We start from the raw sequence: 14,908 nt of genomic DNA, 5'->3' as shown, positions 1-14,908 counted from the left end.
CGTAATCCTCTAAAACAGGTGATGGTTCATTCAGATCAGGGCAGTCAGTACACAAGTCATGAGTGGCAGTCATTCCTGAAATCACACGGCCTGGAGGGCAGCATGAGCCGTCGCGGTAACTGTCACGATAATGCGGTTGCAGAAAGCTTTTTCCAGTTGCTGAAACGCGAACGGATAAAGAAAAAGATCTACGGAACACGGGAAGAAGCCCGCAGCGATATTTTCGATTACATCGAAATGTTTTATAACAGTAAGCGTCGGCATGGTTCGAGCAATCAGATGTCACCGACAGAATATGAAAACCAGTATTATCAACGGCTCAGAAGTGTCTAGATTATCCGTGGCGATTCAGTAACGTATGGTTAGTAGATAAACCTTCGGATGATAATAATTACAGATGTGAATCTAACGGCATAAGGCTTAACGAATCACCATATTCATCATATGAGTCATGGGATGAAGGTCAGATATATGATATTTCATGGAGTAGCAAGTTACCTGAAAGCAACAATGTCGCAGAATTCGGTGATTATGTTATATTCCAGTGGAAGTCAAGACCACCGCATACGCAAAACTATCCTTTTTTGTTTCGTGTGTTAGGGAATAGAATTGATTTAATTCACTCAAACTATGAAGGGAAATGGATAGTTATATGGTCAGGTTATTTTGAATTTGAAAACTGGTTCGACATTCATATCAGGATTTTGTTATCTCGGGATAAGGATACCGGAAAGTTACAATTAACCTATAATGGGGACATCCAGACTTTCTCCAAAGATCAATACAATCAGAATAGTCAGGGGGTAACAGAGTTTACAGGCAGAACACTTGATGATTCTACCAACTATTTTAAATGGGGGGTTTATAACAGAGGTATGCCGAAACATGCATTAAAACATTACCTTGACAGACTTTTTATTAAACAAATACGCTGAATTAAACCTGGGAGATACCCCCTCCCAGGGACAGTCCTTACCGTACATACCCGTAACCGATCTCCTGGCCTGCCGAATAATTAATGGTGAGGCGCATCCCTCGTTTTCCGCCGCCAGACAAGGATTTTATATTTGCGCGATTGGTATAGCGTACGTGTGAAATAACTGTCTCAGCGACGTTTAAATTCTTAAACGTTGAAGACATCACAAGCCGTTTATTTTGCTTAAACCTGACAAGAAACTGGCTGTCAGTTTTGACAGGCCTTGCCCGTCGTTCAATGTGTATGGCTTGTCCCGGGGCTTTGCTCGTTTGATTTGTATGTCTGTCAGTGCCATGTGTATAGGTCAAAAATGCGTATAAAAAATCTATACACATCACTATACATATTTTTCATGGATTCAGGGAGAACTTGTCAGACTGTTACGGATGAGTGATTTGATAACTATATTGAAAATTGAGGTTTTTTTAGACTTTCTCGGATGGGTGTGGAGGAACTTTGGCGGAAGATCACAGGAGTCGAACCTGCCCGGGACCGCTGGCGGCCCCAACTGGATTTGAAGTCCAGCCACCTCACCGGAGATGATGATCTTCCGCGCCTGCATTGCTACATGGAGGCGGGGCGCATTATAGCTACTTTCAGTCATTTACCACATACCTCCATCAGAATTTTTCTCATTGTGCAGCCAGAAAAATCGTCTGTTTAAGATAAATCCTTATCTTTTCCATTACTTAGCTGCTTCACTCCGGTGAAAGGGGAGCGAGCACAGAAAAGAATAAAGGCAAATTGATAACAAGAAATCGCAATACCCGGCTGAAAACCAATCGCTTACAACGTGTGAAACCGCTTTTTGTGCAATTTCACTGCCGGAAGGATGCTGGGCGCACTTGTGGCATAACGACGTACAGCCTGGCATAAACAGTGCCACGACTTTATGAGCCTGCGCGACTGCTGGTTTGATGGTGCAGGGCGTAACTGGACGCTGTGTCTGCGCAATATCGCGCAGATTGCCGATGTGCAGGGGCAGCAAGCTGGGTGTGGTGATTACACCACAGGACAATGAAGTGCAATTATGCTTTGAAGGACATTGCCGGGTGATGGCCCGGCAGGTGATTCCCCGCAGGGGATGTTGTTGCTGGCCGGGCCTCAGGGAGCAGGCTCAGCCGGAGGTGCAACCATACCGCCTGATACCACACCACCGTGCATACTCTGTTTTACCTGCTGTTTCTGTACATTAACCGCAGATAACTCTCCGTTGACGCTCGGCTTCAGCGGCGCATCGGCTCGTACGCTGCCGCTGGCGGTCAGTTGCAGATTGCCATCGCCGCTAATGGGTAACGCTGGCCAGCCCCACTCCTGGAGGATATTCAGTGGTACGCCGCGTCCGTTCAGGCTGACATTAACGTTGCGATCCGGCGTTTGCGAGACCACGGCTTTCGCCTCCAGCAACCCTTTGTCGGTGAACGCACTCAGCTCGGTAATGTTGACCATGTTGCTGTTGGCATTCAGCGCCAGCGACGGGCGGCGCACGTCGACGCGGTTGAATGTTGCCGCAGCGGCATTCAGTTTAGCGCTACCGCCCCATATGCCCCATTTCCCTTCGCGCACCAGTTGCAGGTTGTCGCCATAACCATCCAGAGCGGTGAGCTGCCACGGGAACGTCGGATCGATATCAATCACCAGGTTGCGGCTGGCGCTGAATTTTTTCAGCGTTACCGTGTTCAGCCACGACGGCAGATCGTCTAACCACAGTTGCTTCCAGTTTTCCGGCAGCGTGTACTCCAGCCCGGCAAACGCGGCGTCGTCGAGCACCAGCGCATGGCCCGCGCGATACCAGTTGCCGGAGGTGCGTACCATGCCGTTTTCCCAGCGCGAGGTGAACTGTTGTAGCGTAATTCCCTGCGCAGAGAAGTTGGCATTCAGGATCGGGTCGAACAGGTGCAGCGAGCCGTAAATAAACTCGCTGGCGTTCATCGACAGCCTGCCGTCTTCGCTTTGCCAGTCGCCTTTAATCAGCGTCAAATTGCTCAGGCTCAGATTGAGGTCGGTAACCGCCCAGCCCGGCCCCTGTAAACGCGCATCCGTCACGTCGACACGGCCAATCTGTAATGATGGCAGCGTGGTCAGCGGATTGAAGAAATCGAGCAGGGTTTTATCGCTTTGCAGGCGAATGTCGTTCAGGCGCAGGTTATTCACCACCCAGCCGCCATCGGCAGTGCGTTTCGCATCGCCGGTCAGCGAGCCGCGCGCCATATCCGCGCCGATAGTCGTCAGGGTAACAACATCTTTGTCGATACTGCCCTGAATAAGCACGTTGCTGGCCGGAACGCCGTTTAATGTCAGCGAACCGGCGCTCATCTGGATTTGCGTTTTACTGCCCAGCACATTGCCGGCCACCGGCTGCCAGGGCGAGACGCCGCCCATTACCCGTTGCGCGCTCAGATCCCAGCCCGTGGTCGGGCTATTGAACGCCATATTATTGAGTTGCAGACGATCGGCCTGGAAGGGAAGCGGTGCGGCAGATGGAGAGAAATTGAGCGTGCCATCCTGCAATAAAATGGTGTCGGCGTGCAGCGGATCGGTCAACTGGCGGCTGCTCAGGCCAATATCCACCGTTTTAGCAACCAGCGTCGCCGGGTTACCTTTACGACCGAAACTGACATTTTTCAGTAACACATGGGAAGGCGAGGAGAAACGATGTTCTATCACGTCAAAGGTGAGGTGATAGTCACTGTTGTTATTCACCCAGTTGCTGACCTGAGTCGCGCCCCAGCGCGTTTGCAGCAGGAACCAGGCGGCCACTATCGCCAGTAGCAGGATGATAATGACAACGAATAGCAGCTTTCCAAGAAATTTCATGATCTTCCATCCCCGAAGTGTCAATCAGGCAGTTATGCACGATTTATGCGCAATGCTCAAGGGCGGAATGATGAAAGGAGATGACAGAGGCAGCCGGTAAGCCCGGCTACCGTGGCGCGATCAGTTTTTCTCTGACGGAAAAATCAGATTCAATACAATTGCGGTGATACCGCCTGCGGCGATGCCGGAGGAGAGCAGATTTTTCAGCCAGTCCGGCGCGAATTGCAGGATCTGCGGCTGCTGGGAAACGCCAAGGCCCACCGCCAGCGACAACGCGATAATCATAATCGCGCGGCGGTTCAGTGGCTCGCGGGAGACGATACGTACGCCGGAAGCGGCTATCGTACCGAACATGACCAGCGTTGCGCCGCCGAGCACTGGCTCAGGCAACTGCTGAACGAAAGCGCTGACTGCCGGGAACAGACCCAGCACAACCAGCATTAGTGCCACGAAGAAACCGATATAGCGGCTGGCAACGCCGGTCAACTGAATGACGCCGTTGTTCTGACCAAAGCAGGAGTTCGGGAAAGTGTTGAATACCGCCGAAACAAATGAGTTGATGCCGTTCGCCAGCACGCCGCCTTTCAGGCGTTTCATGTACAGCGGGCCGGCAACGGGCTGCTCAGAAACATCAGAGGTGGCAGTGATGTCGCCGATGGTTTCCAGCGAAGTGATCATAAACACCAGCATCAGCGGCAGCAGCAGGTTCCAGTCAACGCTCAGGCCATAATAGAGCGGTGTTGGCACCATAAAGGCATTCGCTGGCGCACTATATTCCGGCAGCATGCCCATAAACAGCGCCAGCACATAACCGACCGCCATGGCGATCACCAGCGAAGCAATACGCAGGTACGGATTACGCTGACGGTTGAGCAGAATAATGATTGCCAGCACCACGCCCGCCAATAGCAGGTTTTTCGGCGCGCCAAAGGTGTGGTTGCCCATCGCGGCAAAACCGCCGCCGACGGAAGTCAGGCCAACCTGGATCAGCGACAGGCCGATAATCATCACCACCACGCCAGAGACCAGCGGGGTAATAATGCGACGTGCCAGCGGCAGAATGCGCGAGATAACCATTTCGGTACAGCTTGCCAGCATCAGGGTGCCGAACAGCGCAGCCATCATGGTTGGCACATCCGCACCGCCGGTTTTTAGCGCCGTGCCGCCCATAATCAACGGCGCAACGAAGTTGAAACTGGTCCCCTGAATCGACAGCAGACCGGAACCCACCGGGCCCCAGGCTTTAATCTGAATGATGGAAGCGACGCCAGAGGCGAACAGCGACATGCTGATGATGTGCTGAGTGTCCTGAGCCGGTAACCCCAGTGCCTGGCAGATCAGCAGCGCGGGCGTAATCACGCCAACAAACATCGCCAGCAGGTGTTGCAGCGCGGCAAACAGGGTTTGCGCCAGCGGCGGGCGGTCTTCAAGGCGATAGATCAGCTCGCTGGGGTGAGTGTGCGCAACCGTTTGCGCATTTTCGGACTCGATAGTGTTTAAGGACATCTCAGACAATCCCCTGATGGAAAAGCGCTGATTTTATCGGACTGTTTGGTAAAAGCAAACGGTTGCCATGTTAAAAACACACTTTCCTAAAGGGGGTTCTGTCTACCGGATAAGGTCCTGAAATTCAGGCGTTGGAGTAGCGTTCTGTTTCCGGCATCCAGCGTTCGATTAATGCCGCGGCAAGCTGCGGATAACGCTCGTGAATATGGCGGGCGACGCGCTGAACTTCCGGGATCATCGCCTGGTCGCGCAGCAGGTCGGCGACTTTGAATTCCGCATTACCGGTCTGGCGGGTGCCGAGCAACTCGCCGGGGCCACGAATTTCCAGATCCTTTTGCGCAATAACAAAACCGTCGTTGCTGTCGCGTAGCACCTGTAAGCGTTTTTGCGCTGTCTTTGAGAGCGGGGATTTGTAGAGCAATACGCAATGCGAGGCTACCGCGCCACGCCCCACACGCCCGCGTAGCTGGTGGAGTTGCGCAAGGCCGAGCCGTTCCGGGTTTTCGATAATCATCAAGCTGGAGTTGGGTACATCCACGCCGACTTCAATGACCGTGGTGGCGACCAGCAGATGCAGCTCACCCTGTTTGAACGCCTGCATGACTGCCTGCTTTTCCGCTGACTTCATGCGGCCATGCACCAGCCCGACATTCAGCTCTGGCAGCGCGAGCTTCAGCTCTTCCCAGGTGGCTTCCGCCGCCTGCGCTTCCAGTAAGTCGGACTCTTCAATCAGTGTGCATACCCAGTATGCCTGACGGCCTTCGTCAATGCAGGCGTTGCGCACGCGATCGATAATATCGTTGCGGCGCGTATCCGGAATAGCGACGGTGGTTACCGGTGTGCGGCCCGGCGGCAGTTCGTCGATAACCGACGTATCGAGATCGGCATAGGCGGTCATCGCCAGCGTGCGCGGAATCGGGGTGGCCGTCATGATTAACTGGTGCGGATGGAAACCCTGCTGCTGGCCTTTCTCCCACAGCGCCAGGCGCTGGTGGACACCAAAGCGGTGTTGCTCATCGATAATCACCAACGCGAGGCCGTTAAACTGCACCTGCTCCTGGAAAATAGCGTGCGTGCCAACTACCATCTGCACTTCGCCATTAGCAATAGCATCCTGCTGGGCCTGGCGCGCTTTCCCTTTTTGTTTTCCCGCCAGCCAGCCCACTTCGATACCGAGCGGCGCAAACCAGTTACGGAAATTGTTGGCGTGCTGCTCAGCCAGTAGTTCGGTCGGAGCCATCATCGCCACCTGCTTACCGTTGGCGATTGCCCGTAACGCGGCCAGTGCGGCAACCAGTGTTTTACCGGAGCCGACATCGCCCTGTACCAGGCGCATCATTGGGATATCCAGCGCCATATCGCGCTCGATCTCCGCCACGACCCGCGTCTGTGCGCCGGTTGGTTTAAACGGTAGTGACGCCAGCAGGCCTTGCTTTAGTTCATCTTTGGCAACGAGCCGCTGCGCATGATAGCGCTGAGCCCCGGCGCGCAGAGCCAGCATACTCAGGTTATGCGCCAGCAATTCTTCAAGGATCAAACGACGCTGCGCTGGATGCGTACCCGCTTCGAGTTCGGCCAGCTTCAACGACGGCGGCGGGCGATGCAGCGTGTGCAGCGCTTCCGGCAGGCTCATCATGCCTTGTGCCAGCTCAGGCGGCAGCAATTCGCTGATGGCGCAGGTCGCCAGCAGTTCCAGTGCCTGGTCGGTCAGTTTGCGCAATGTCGCCTGCTTAATCCCTTCGGTGGTGGGGTAAACCGGCGTAAGCGTTTCCTGTAATTCGGGAGTGCTGAGATCGCCCTGAACGCGGTATTCCGGGTGGATCATCTCCGCACCATACTTCCCGCGCTTTGCTTCACCGTAGGCCAGCACACGGCGGCCAGTGGCGAGGCTGTTTTTCATCGCCGCATTGAAGTTGAAAAAGCGCATGGTGAGGATGCCGGAACCGTCGCTGATCTGGCTGGTCATCATCCGGCGACCGCCGAAATTGATATTGCAGTTCAGCACTTCGCCTTCCACCGTGGCGTAGATGCCCGGCAGCAGGTCGGCAATAGGGTAAAGCTGGGTGCGATCTTCGTAACGCAGCGGCAGATGAAGCAGCAGATCCTGCACGGTGTGCAGGCCGATTTTCGCCAGTTTGCTGCTCTGCGCTGCGCCGACGCCAGTCAGCGAACTTAAGGGCACCGCGTCGAGCAGCTTACCTTTCATCGGTTATCCTGCCGCCTGCATAGTGGCCCACCATGTGGGCTCGGCTTCGATTTGACCTTCCGAATTGACGTGCGGGTAAGGTAGCCCTTTACGTTTCGCGACCTTCGCCAGCACCGGGTAACCCCCTTCGAACAGCAGGCGCTGCTGCTCTTCATCTGGCAGCATGCTGTTTTCGCGCTGGTACATACCGGCGTTTTGCCGCTGACGCTGCGCTTCATACAGAATTAATGCAGAGGCCACGGAAACGTTAAGCGATTGCACCATGCCGATCATCGGAATGATGATGTCCTGATCCGCCAGATCCAACGCTTCTTGTGTGATCCCGGTTTTCTCCTGGCCCATCAGAATGCAGGTCGGGCGCGTGTAGTCGATCTCGCGAAAATCGACCGCTTTGTCTGAGAGATGCGTGGCGAGCACCTGCATGCCGCGCGCTTTCAGCACGCCGACAGCATCGCCAATAGTACGGTGTGTTTTCACCTCCACCCAGCTATTACTGCCTGCGGCGGAGGAGGCCATGGTGCGCATGCGGTTACCCGGCCAGACTGCGTGGACTTCATGTACGCCGACGGCGTCCGCAGTGCGGATAATAGCAGAGACGTTATGAGGCTTGTGAACCTGCTCCATGCAAACTGTCAGATCGGGCTGACGTCTGGCGAGCATTTCGCGAATACGCGCATAACGTTGAGAATTCATACAATTAGTTTCTGTTGCGGGTGACTTTTATCACATCCGGCATCACGCGGATTTTACGCATGATATTCGCCAGATGGACGCGATCGCGCGCCGTCAGCCGGATGAAAGCGCTGTACACGCGGCCATCTTTCTCTTCCGTATTCAGGCTCTGAATGTTGGATGAGGCCGTGTTAATTGCCGCCGTGAGGTTGGCCAGCGCTCCCTGATGGTTGAACATATCCACCTTGATTTCGGTGATAAATTCCTGCGCGGTTTCTTTATCCCACTCCACAGCCATAAACTTCTCGGGTTCTTTCTGGTAGCCACGGATATTACGGCAGGACTCATGGTGGATAACCAGCCCTTTCCCGGGACTGACGTGGGCGACAATTGGGTCGCCAGGGATCGGACGACAGCATTTGGCAAAGGTGATCAGCACGCCATCTGCGCCTTTAATCGGCAAATGACCGTTTCCGCTGGAACTGGACGGCGTTGGCGCGGTTTGCACCGCTTCCCCTTGTTGCAGGTTTTTCGCAACCACGACGCTCATGGCGTTGCCAAGGCCGATTTCAGCCAAAAGATCGTCAAGCGTCGCCAGCTTCATTCGCTCAAGCTCGCGCTGAATATGCTCCTGCGGAATTTCGGCCAGCTTGCGGCTGCCACCCAGTGCATGATTTAGCAGGCGGCGACCGAGACTTACCGAGTCGTCGCGCTTGAGGTTTTTCAGCATCTGACGGATTTTCGCGCGCGCTTTTGAACTGACGACAAAGTTCAGCCAGGCGGCATTCGGGCGGGCGCCCGGCGCGGTAATAATCTCTACCGTCTGGCCGCTGGCGAGCGATTGCGACAGCGGATACGGCTGGCGGTCAACGCGTGCGCCGACGCAGGCGTGGCCGATATCCGTGTGTACCGCATAGGCAAAATCCACCGGTGTCGCACCAGCAGGCAGCTCGACAATGCGGCCTTCCGGGGTGAAAACATAAATCTCATCGGGGAAGAGATCAGATTTAACGCTCTCGATAAATTCAAACGAGCTACCGGCGCTCTGTTGCAGCTCCAGCAGGCTTTGCATCCAGCGCTGGGCGCGGATTTGCGCGGTGGTGCTACTCTCGCCGTGCTCTTTATAGGCCCAGTGCGCTGCAACCCCCATTTCCGCCATTTGATCCATATCTTCAGTACGGATCTGCACCTCTACCGGTACACCATGCGGACCAATCATTGAGGTATGCAGGGATTGATAGCCGTTCGCCTTCGGAATGGCGATGTAGTCTTTCACGCGGCCGGGACGCGGTTTGTACAGGCTGTGCATCTGGCCCAGTACGCGGTAGCAGGTATCCAGATCATGGACGATAACGCGGAAAGCGTAAATATCCATGATTGAGTGAAAGCGTTGTTCTTTCATCACCATCTTGCAATAGATGGAATAGAGGTGCTTTTCACGCCCGCTGACGCGGCAGGGAATGCCCGCTTCCTGTAAACGCCCTTCGATTTCTGAGAGGATTTTTTGGATCATCTCTTTGCGGTTGCCGCGCGCGGCTTTCACCACTTCTTTAATCACGCGATAGCGGTTCGGGTACAGCGCTTCGAAACCCAGCTCTTCCAGCTCGGTTTTGATGTGGTGAATACCTAAACGGTGCGCCAGCGGACTATAGATTTCGAGGGTTTCACGGGCGATGCGGCGACGCTTATCCGGGCGAAGCGAGCCAAGCGTACGCATGTTATGGGTGCGGTCGGCCAGTTTGATCAGGATGACGCGGATATCCTGCACCATCGCCATGATCATTTTGCGAAAGTTTTCGGCCTGCGCTTCTTTTTTGTCCTGAAACTTGAGTTTATCAAGTTTGGATACCCCTTCCACCAGCTCGGCAACGCTTTTGCCAAACAGTTGTTCCATATCCTGGTAAGTGGCTGGGGTATCTTCAATCACGTCATGCAGCAGCGCGGCCATCAGCGTTTCGTAGTCGAGTTTCATCTCGGCCAGAATACAGGCCACCGCTACCGGGTGCGTGATATAGGGTTCACCGCTTGAACGTGTCTGGCCCTCGTGAGCGTCACGTGCAACGAGATACGCCTGCCTGAGACGTTTGATTTGATCTTCAGGCAGATAGTTTTGAATCAGTTGATTCAGGCTTTCAAACAGATACAAGGGTGACCTGCAGGTTAATTAACGACGACCTTCAGCAATGGCGGTAACGGCCTGCAGTTCTGCGGCTTCCTGCTCTTGCTGCTCCTGGCGCTCACGCACGTCGAGGATCTGGTTGTTGATCAGACCTTCTTCGATTTCGCGCAGCGCGATAACGGTGGTTTTATCGTTTTCTTCCGGTACTAACGGATCTTTACCGCCAACCTGCATCTGACGAGCGCGACGCGCGGCGACCAGCACCAGGTCAAAACGGTTACCTACTTTCTCTACAGCGTCCTGAACAGTTACGCGTGCCATACTTAAAATGCTCCACAGGTGAAGAAATGACTGGGCATGATACTGAAACCAGGCTCAGTCTGCCAATAGTTTGCTGATTAAAGCGTCATGTCGCTGCTTCTGGCGGCTCATACGCAGGCGTTCGGCGCGAATAATGGTTTTCAGATCGCCCAGAGCGGTATCGAAATCATCATTCACAATCAGGTAATCATATTCCGCGTAATGGCTCATTTCCGCAACGGCCTGCGCCATCCGCTTTGCAATTACCTCTTCGCTATCCTGACCGCGTCCACGCAGGCGGCGATCCAGCTCCAGTTTTGATGGCGGCAGTATAAAGATGCTGCGCGCCTGCGGCATGCGGCGGCGAATTTGCTGCGCGCCCTGCCAGTCGATATCCAGGAACACATCCACGCCGGTCGCCAGTACTTGCTCAATGGCGGCGCGGGAAGTGCCGTAAAAGTTGCCAAATACTTCGGCATGCTCAAGAAACGCGTCATCATGAATCATGGATTTAAATTCGTCATGATTAACAAAAAAATAGTGTTCGCCGTGCACTTCACCCGGCCGCGGTGCGCGCGTGGTGTGCGAAACAGAAACCTGAGTGTCGTATAACGGTTGGGTTTTCAGCAAAGCCTGGATGAGGCTTGATTTACCCGCGCCGCTAGGAGCGGAAACTATATATAGCGTGCCTTGAGCCATGAGAGTCTTTTGTATGTGAATTGCGAAAGGAAACTTACATACGTGCCTATTATACACATCAGCGCTACGTGACGTAGCATTTGTCACACTTTTTCCCTCTCAGTATGGCATTTTGCGGCCCGCTTTCCTGTTTTGTTTGCAAATTTTCACCGTCGTAGCGAATCTCCGGAACCTGCCTCGCAACCGCTCTGTTTATTGCTCGAAAGCTGTTCCCTCATGGCGTTATAAGGATTGCGCTATCAAAAGGGAGAAATATTTATGTGGAGAAGCGCCGGAGCCGCAATTTGTCTGTTGCTATGGAGCGTATTCAGCTTTGCAACTTGCCCCGTCTGGTCGCCTTCGCGGGCGCAGGAAGAAGTAGGTCGTTTGCAGCAGCAGCTTGCGCAGTGGAATGAGGCGTACTGGAAATCGGGAGCAAGCGATGTCAGCGATGATGTTTACGACAGGCTCAACGACCGGCTTGCCTATTGGCAGCGATGCTTTTCGCTCGAAATATCCTCCAATCCATCAATAGCGCCAGGCGGTAATACCACTCATCCGGTTGCACATACCGGTGTGCGCAAACTGGCGAATATGCAGGTGTTGCAACAGTGGATGTCAGGGAAAAAAGATCTCTGGGTACAGCCAAAAGTGGATGGTGTAGCGCTCACGCTGGTCTACCGCCAGGGCAAACTGGTACAGGCTATCAGCCGTGGAAATGGACTGGCGGGCGAGGACTGGACGGCAAAAGCCCTCGCGATCCCGGCGATTCCCAACAATGTTAGCGGTGAGCTGGAGAACAGCGTTTTGCAGGGTGAACTCTTTCTGCGCCGTGAAAACCATATCCAGAAACAATCGGGCGGCGTAAATGCCCGGGCCAGGGTTGCGGGTGCGATGATGCGCCGCGACACTCCAGATCTGTTGCGGGAAATAGGTTTTTTTGTCTGGGCATGGCCGGATGGTCCGACGGCGCTGGCACAACGGTTGGTTGTGCTGAGTAAGAACGGATTTAGCGAGGTGCTTGATTACAGCGTGCCGGTTAATACTGTGCGGGATGTGGAACGTTTACGTGCCCGCTGGTTTACCTCCCCTTTGCCCTTCGTGACAGATGGTATCGTCGTTCGTTCGGGGGATGAACCTCAGGGCAAGGCATGGTTGCCTGGACAAGGTGACTGGGTGGTGGCATGGAAATATGATCCGGTAGAGGAGGTCGCCAGCGTAAAAGATATTCAGTTTGCCGTTGGGCGCACCGGGAAAATTGCCGTTGTTGCACAGCTTGAACCTGTGAAACTGGACGATAAACGCGTCCAGAGGGTAAATCTTGGTTCCGTCCGGCACTGGCAGGAACTAGATATTGCACCGGGCGATCAGGTTTCCGTGAGCCTTGCCGGGCAGGGTATCCCTCGTCTTAACCGTGTGGTCTGGCGCAGCCTTGTCCGCGAAAAACCGGTTCCGCCAGATCCGCTTTTTTCATCGCTCAGCTGCTTTTATACCTCGGCAGAGTGCAATGAACAGTTTATTGCCCGACTGGTTTGGCTTAGTTCTGCAAATGCACTGGGGATCGAGGGGCTGGGAGAAAGTGGTTGGCGGATGTTGCATCAGACACATCATTTCGAACATCTCTTTTCCTGGCTGGCATTAACAAAGGAGCAATTACAGGCGACGCCCGGTATTTCTCCCGCTCGCGGGCTAAAGCTTTGGCATCGTTTTAACGTGGTACGCCAATATCCTTTTATCCGTTGGGTTAATGCGTTAGGCATTCCCTTACCCCAGGCTGCATTAAATGCGCAGGGCATCAGCCTTTGGCAAGAACTTATCGGTAAGACGGAACAACAATGGCTTGCGTTGCCAGGCGTAGGGGCAGAGCGTGCCCGGCAGATACGGCGTTGGTTGAGTCTGCCTGAAGTGACATCTTTGGCAGACTGGCTGGCGAAACAGAAAGTACAAGGATTTACCGTGGTCGGTGAATCCGGCTTTATGCATAGCGATCCCTTCACCGGGACATAATCAGTATGTCGGAAGACCAGTGATTATGAATGGTTCGTTTTGCAGGGATACTTACATTCACAGTCAAGATGTTTGGCTGCCAGCGGTAGGGGATAATACTCAAGGATTGCGGCAAAATCGGTCATCACGTTGCCTTACACGCAATCGCCTTACAGAAAGGAGTTGAGGCAGGCGGTAAGGCGTTGCCGCTTTTCTCTCCGTCGAGATAGCCTCTTGGGGATTTTACTACATTACGGGCAGGGGGTTATTTAAACTCGAATTCATCTGTGAACTTAACTATATCGCCGTTTTTTTGTAGCTGATATTTTCCATCATATGTTGTAAAGATCGTACCCAAATTCTTGCTGTTACTGACAGAGAAAACAGCATCTTTATCAATACAGTTTAGCGGTGGCGGTATATCATTAAAGCATAGCCTGTCATAACCATCATTTTCTTTATATCCCTCACCAAATAGCCAGAAAGTAATAGTAAAAGAACCATCTTTCTCAGGTTTAGGAATATCATATTTCCCTTTCAACATATCCTTGTTTTTTAGCCACCAACCGATTTTATCTTTATCGGTAAAAGGGAAGTTTCTTACTAAAATAGAACTGAATCCATACTCTCTATGATGAACTGCAACAATATCAATCGGACGCAGTGGTAACCAAAAGCAATAACCGAAAATTCCCAGTGCAACTAATAGCAGCACGTAAAACGTTTTTTTACTTTTTGCTGTCATTACGGTTTCCTGTAATTTCTACGGTGGCTTCCATATTGGTCATAAAGGGTTTAAAAGCAAACGTATTGCATCGTTGCAACACAAACCAGATACGGAAAAAACGAAAGACGTTAAATTTTAGCCTGGCAATATCCTCAACATCTAAGCCGAAGTGATCCTGTGCTTTGTAATGTACCACTGCCCGATAACTATCGTTACTAATATGCAGTGATTTTAAGATGATGTGGGTTGCCCATGTATCGTGAACTGTAATACCCATCCCGTTAATATTATCCTGAAATCGGTCGAATTTAGGCAATTTACCATCAAGTATCGCCCCTCTTAGTTTCCCTTTGTTATCTGTTGGATAGGTATTATTTGTCCAATCAATATTCTCGATTAAAGCGTTTTTTATTTTTGACAACGTACTGTTCTCAGTCCTGTCATTGAGAATATGCTCCTTCAAGGCACCGTCCAGGTGCATACTGGTGAACGGTTTGCCATTACCGTACTGCATATGGGTGATCATCTTTTCGATCAGGCGTTTGTACGGGCCATAAATTGAGAACAGGCGCGATAAATCGCGGAATTCATCAAACAAGATATTGGCGCATTGTTGCCGGGTGATCTTTTCCCCTTCTCCACGGGAGCCATGAAACGCTGACTGTGGCTGAGTGAATGGAGTAATTTTCGTCAGGGTGTAAGGGTTGGCTCTGGTGGAAACATCCAGCAAATGAAAATGCGTTTTTAACTGTGATTCTGATAAATCGCCGCAGCGCATATCTTTAGCGCTGTAGTCGTCCATCCGGTTTTGCGTTTGAAAAATAGTACAGGGAAACTGTAAGGCGGTCATCTTGATACATTCCTTGTGTAATCGTCCGTTGAAGTCTTCACAGGGAATAATACGCGGCGACTGGCGGGAGT

Annotated in this window: 14 protein-coding genes and 1 tRNA gene; 4 read left to right on the top strand and 11 right to left on the bottom strand. The window is 52.8% G+C overall.

From position 1 onward, the window contains the following. Together GA0061070_RS23080 and GA0061070_RS26095 are read left to right on the top strand one after the other, a co-directional pair. On the top strand, positions 1 to 333 hold a 333-nt coding region (locus GA0061070_RS23080), incomplete at its 5' end, for an IS3 family transposase (protein ID WP_139109825.1). 80 nt (positions 334 to 413) lie between these two features. Then, the gene (locus tag GA0061070_RS26095) at positions 414 to 935 is read left to right on the top strand and encodes a heparin lyase I family protein (protein ID WP_090138743.1); all 522 of its coding nucleotides are present in this window, start codon (positions 414 to 416) and stop codon (positions 933 to 935) included. Positions 936 to 972: 37 nt separating this feature from the next. Here the strand turns inward: GA0061070_RS26095 and GA0061070_RS26090 are convergent, their stop codons facing one another. Both GA0061070_RS26090 and GA0061070_RS23070 read right to left on the bottom strand, forming a co-directional pair. After that, positions 973 to 1,140: an RNase A-like domain-containing protein gene (locus GA0061070_RS26090; protein WP_425256071.1), complete on the bottom strand. Its 168-nt coding sequence runs from the start codon at positions 1,138 to 1,140 to the stop codon at positions 973 to 975. A 293-nt stretch (positions 1,141 to 1,433) separates the two neighbouring features. Beyond that, positions 1,434 to 1,528: transfer RNA gene (locus GA0061070_RS23070), tRNA-Sec, on the bottom strand. Positions 1,529 to 1,868: 340 nt separating this feature from the next. Here GA0061070_RS23070 and GA0061070_RS25840 point away from each other — a divergent pair. Further along, a complete protein-coding gene (locus GA0061070_RS25840; protein ID WP_279616109.1) occupies positions 1,869 to 1,997 on the top strand; it encodes a hypothetical protein in 129 nt (42 codons plus the stop codon). An 83-nt stretch (positions 1,998 to 2,080) separates the two neighbouring features. Here the strand turns inward: GA0061070_RS25840 and GA0061070_RS23065 are convergent, their stop codons facing one another. The 7 genes from GA0061070_RS23065 to gmk all read right to left on the bottom strand — a co-directional run bounded on the left by GA0061070_RS23065 (position 2,081) and on the right by gmk (position 11,295). Next, positions 2,081 to 3,793, bottom strand: coding sequence for an AsmA family protein (locus tag GA0061070_RS23065; protein WP_090138741.1), 1,713 nt, complete (start codon positions 3,791 to 3,793; stop codon positions 2,081 to 2,083). A gap of 120 nt (positions 3,794 to 3,913) precedes the next feature. Next, positions 3,914 to 5,299: a nucleobase:cation symporter-2 family protein gene (locus tag GA0061070_RS23060; protein ID WP_090138739.1), complete on the bottom strand. Its 1,386-nt coding sequence runs from the start codon at positions 5,297 to 5,299 to the stop codon at positions 3,914 to 3,916. Positions 5,300 to 5,423: 124 nt separating this feature from the next. Continuing rightward, positions 5,424 to 7,505 carry an ATP-dependent DNA helicase RecG gene (gene recG / locus GA0061070_RS23055; protein WP_090138737.1) on the bottom strand — a complete coding sequence of 694 codons (2,082 nt, stop codon included), beginning with the start codon at positions 7,503 to 7,505 and terminating at the stop codon, positions 5,424 to 5,426. A 3-nt stretch (positions 7,506 to 7,508) separates the two neighbouring features. Next, positions 7,509 to 8,198: a tRNA (guanosine(18)-2'-O)-methyltransferase TrmH gene (gene trmH, locus GA0061070_RS23050; RefSeq protein WP_090138734.1), complete on the bottom strand. Its 690-nt coding sequence runs from the start codon at positions 8,196 to 8,198 to the stop codon at positions 7,509 to 7,511. Between the two features lie 4 nt (positions 8,199 to 8,202). After that, positions 8,203 to 10,323: a bifunctional GTP diphosphokinase/guanosine-3',5'-bis pyrophosphate 3'-pyrophosphohydrolase gene (spoT, locus tag GA0061070_RS23045; protein ID WP_090138732.1), complete on the bottom strand. Its 2,121-nt coding sequence runs from the start codon at positions 10,321 to 10,323 to the stop codon at positions 8,203 to 8,205. Between the two features lie 18 nt (positions 10,324 to 10,341). Then, positions 10,342 to 10,617 carry a DNA-directed RNA polymerase subunit omega gene (gene rpoZ, locus GA0061070_RS23040; protein ID WP_007369481.1) on the bottom strand — a complete coding sequence of 92 codons (276 nt, stop codon included), beginning with the start codon at positions 10,615 to 10,617 and terminating at the stop codon, positions 10,342 to 10,344. Between the two features lie 54 nt (positions 10,618 to 10,671). Beyond that, a complete protein-coding gene (gmk, locus tag GA0061070_RS23035; protein ID WP_090138730.1) occupies positions 10,672 to 11,295 on the bottom strand; it encodes a guanylate kinase in 624 nt (207 codons plus the stop codon). A 258-nt stretch (positions 11,296 to 11,553) separates the two neighbouring features. On the opposite strand from gmk, the gene ligB reads away from it, so the two are divergent. Next, positions 11,554 to 13,281 carry an NAD-dependent DNA ligase LigB gene (gene ligB / locus GA0061070_RS23030; RefSeq protein ID WP_208598201.1) on the top strand — a complete coding sequence of 576 codons (1,728 nt, stop codon included), beginning with the start codon at positions 11,554 to 11,556 and terminating at the stop codon, positions 13,279 to 13,281. Positions 13,282 to 13,525: 244 nt separating this feature from the next. Here the strand turns inward: ligB and GA0061070_RS23025 are convergent, their stop codons facing one another. Both GA0061070_RS23025 and GA0061070_RS23020 read right to left on the bottom strand, forming a co-directional pair. Then, positions 13,526 to 14,005, bottom strand: a complete 480-nt coding sequence (locus GA0061070_RS23025; RefSeq protein WP_090138728.1) for a DUF943 family protein — start codon at positions 14,003 to 14,005, stop codon at positions 13,526 to 13,528. Beyond that, positions 13,989 to 14,837, bottom strand: a complete 849-nt coding sequence (locus tag GA0061070_RS23020) for a DUF3289 family protein (protein ID WP_090138726.1) — start codon at positions 14,835 to 14,837, stop codon at positions 13,989 to 13,991. Before GA0061070_RS23020 ends, GA0061070_RS23025 begins: the two co-directional genes overlap by 17 nt. Positions 14,838 to 14,908: the final 71 nt, after the last annotated feature.

Origin of the sequence: Kosakonia oryziphila (genome assembly GCF_900094795.1) — a bacterium.
Taxonomy (GTDB): domain Bacteria; phylum Pseudomonadota; class Gammaproteobacteria; order Enterobacterales; family Enterobacteriaceae; genus Kosakonia; species Kosakonia oryziphila.
The sequence above is the reverse complement of the archived record's forward strand: the minus strand, read 5'-3'. Positions and strand labels throughout refer to the sequence as shown.

Excerpts from the sequence above, each read along its gene's own strand:
- GA0061070_RS23025 (WP_090138728.1), bottom strand. The coding sequence starts at position 14,005 with ATGACAGCAAAAAGTAAAAAAACGTTTTACGTGCTGCTATTAGTTGCA.
- trmH (WP_090138734.1), bottom strand. The coding sequence starts at position 8,198 with ATGAATTCTCAACGTTATGCGCGTATTCGCGAAATGCTCGCCAGACGT.
- GA0061070_RS23065 (WP_090138741.1), bottom strand. The coding sequence starts at position 3,793 with ATGAAATTTCTTGGAAAGCTGCTATTCGTTGTCATTATCATCCTGCTA.
- GA0061070_RS23060 (WP_090138739.1), bottom strand. The coding sequence starts at position 5,299 with ATGTCCTTAAACACTATCGAGTCCGAAAATGCGCAAACGGTTGCGCAC.
- gmk (WP_090138730.1), bottom strand. The coding sequence starts at position 11,295 with ATGGCTCAAGGCACGCTATATATAGTTTCCGCTCCTAGCGGCGCGGGT.
- GA0061070_RS26090 (WP_425256071.1), bottom strand. The coding sequence starts at position 1,140 with ATGTCTTCAACGTTTAAGAATTTAAACGTCGCTGAGACAGTTATTTCA.
- GA0061070_RS23020 (WP_090138726.1), bottom strand. The coding sequence starts at position 14,837 with ATGACCGCCTTACAGTTTCCCTGTACTATTTTTCAAACGCAAAACCGG.
- ligB (WP_208598201.1), top strand. The coding sequence starts at position 11,554 with ATGTGGAGAAGCGCCGGAGCCGCAATTTGTCTGTTGCTATGGAGCGTA.
- recG (WP_090138737.1), bottom strand. The coding sequence starts at position 7,505 with ATGAAAGGTAAGCTGCTCGACGCGGTGCCCTTAAGTTCGCTGACTGGC.
- rpoZ (WP_007369481.1), bottom strand. The coding sequence starts at position 10,617 with ATGGCACGCGTAACTGTTCAGGACGCTGTAGAGAAAGTAGGTAACCGT.
- GA0061070_RS25840 (WP_279616109.1), top strand. The coding sequence starts at position 1,869 with ATGAGCCTGCGCGACTGCTGGTTTGATGGTGCAGGGCGTAACTGGACG.